The 437-nt window shown below is 39.8% G+C and carries 1 protein-coding gene and 1 pseudogene; one reads left to right on the forward strand and one right to left on the reverse strand.

The window, feature by feature from the left end; translation table 11 throughout:
- A partial coding sequence (locus KH893_RS12340; protein WP_281166343.1) for an ATP-binding cassette domain-containing protein occupies positions 1 to 197 on the reverse strand: 197 nt, incomplete at its 3' end.
- Between the two features lie 137 nt (positions 198 to 334).
- Here KH893_RS12340 and KH893_RS12345 point away from each other — a divergent pair.
- Positions 335 to 437, forward strand: a pseudogene (locus KH893_RS12345) (MarR family transcriptional regulator); the annotation flags it as partial.

Below are 437 nucleotides of genomic sequence, written 5' to 3' on the forward strand. Positions count from 1 at the left end.
TTCAACAAAATTTTCCCCGCATCTTGGCGTAATAAAGTCGTTATCATCCTTAAAATAGTGGTCTTTCCAGCTCCGTTTGGACCTAATAAGCCAAAAATCTCGCCTTTCTTGATGGCAAAAGAAACATCTTGCACCGCTACTTTGTTGCCAAAGCGTTTCTGAACATTCATTACTTGGATCACATTATCATTACTCATATTTTGGCCTCCCATGATTTGATCAGGTCCCCCGGATCAAATATATAGTAAGGGTATCTGACTAAATTGTCAAGTGACAGTCTCTCAAAGCCTGGAATGTTGTATATTTAAGAGAGCAATGGATGGAATAATTAATCGTGGCAAATAAAATCAAGGCAGAATTGGCCGCCGGAAAATTGGCGGAGTACGAACAACTCAGTAAAATCTATGATGATGTCATCAAACAAGTTCGACCACGGC

Source organism: Liquorilactobacillus sicerae, from assembly GCF_029916425.1.
GTDB lineage: Bacteria > Bacillota > Bacilli > Lactobacillales > Lactobacillaceae > Liquorilactobacillus > Liquorilactobacillus sicerae.